At 26.9% G+C, this 1184-nt stretch carries 1 protein-coding gene; it reads left to right on the plus strand.

Annotated features, from left to right (window positions below; genetic code table 11):
• On the plus strand, window positions 1–1184 hold a 1184-nt coding region (locus tag AC1QQ2_RS14285; RefSeq protein WP_479713638.1), incomplete at both ends, for a heparinase II/III domain-containing protein.

Here is a 1184-nt window from a genome sequence, read left to right on the forward strand (position 1 = left end):
GATTAAATAATTTTTATTGGTTTTTTACCCTTGATTTAAAATCATCAAGAAAAAAAACACAAAAAATTGTATCTGATTGGATAACTAAAAATCACAAATATAATTCAAGAAGCTGGGAATTTGATCTTACTTCTAAAAGAATAATAGCCTGGCTCTCTAATCATAGTTTGACTTTGGAGCAAGCTGATAAAAATTATTTAGAAATTTTTAATGGCATGATCCAAAAGCAAACTAATCATCTAATAGGAGAGATAAATAACTCTAAAAATACAAATAATAAAATAATAGGCTGTGCAGCAATTATTTTAGTCGGGCTAAGCTATAAAGATGAAAAAAAATATCTTTCATATGGCCTTAATCTATTAAAGAAAATATCTAACTCTGAATTTGATAACTTTGGATTTACAAAATCTAGAAGCATTAAGCAGTTAATCTTCTACCTTAAATATTTCATTTTAATTAGAGAGTGGTTTAAAGAAGCGCAAGTTGAAGTGCCTGATTCAATTAATGAAACTATATTTTATTTAGGTCAGGGATATGCTTTTACATGGCAAAACATTAAATCTGACATTCTAATGAATGGTAACAATATTTCTAATAATGATGAATTTGATCATTATTTGAGAAGATTTGGTTATAAGTTTAAAAACGAAAATAAAGAGTTTGGTGGATATGCTATTTTACATGACAAAAAGATATCCATAACCATGGATGTTGGTGAGCCCCCATCAATTAGTTCTTCTGCAGAATACCAATCAGGGTCATTGTCTTTTGAAATAAACTCAAATGGAAAAAAGTTAATTAGTAATTGTGGGTATTATACTGGCAATAATGAAAAGCTTGCTCAACTTTCAAAATCAACTGCAACTCATAGTACTTTAATTCTTGATGACAATTCCTCATGTAAGTTTGAAAAAATAAAAAAAGACTACTTATTAAAAAATAGATTAAAAATCTTAAAAAAAAATATAGTTTTTGAAAAAAATTATTGGAAAATCAGTGCTTCTCATGATGGATATAACAAAAAATATAGTGCAATTCATGAGAGAGATATTGAATATTATCCGGAGCAATTTAAATTTGTTGGCACTGATAAAGTTACGATTAAAAAAACTAATCTGAATTTAAAATTTGATATACGGTTTCATTTAGAGCCAAATGTTAAATTAATGAAAACCCAGGAC

This window comes from Aestuarium sp. (assembly GCF_023253315.1).
Lineage (GTDB): Bacteria > Pseudomonadota > Alphaproteobacteria > Rhodobacterales > Rhodobacteraceae > Marivivens > Marivivens donghaensis.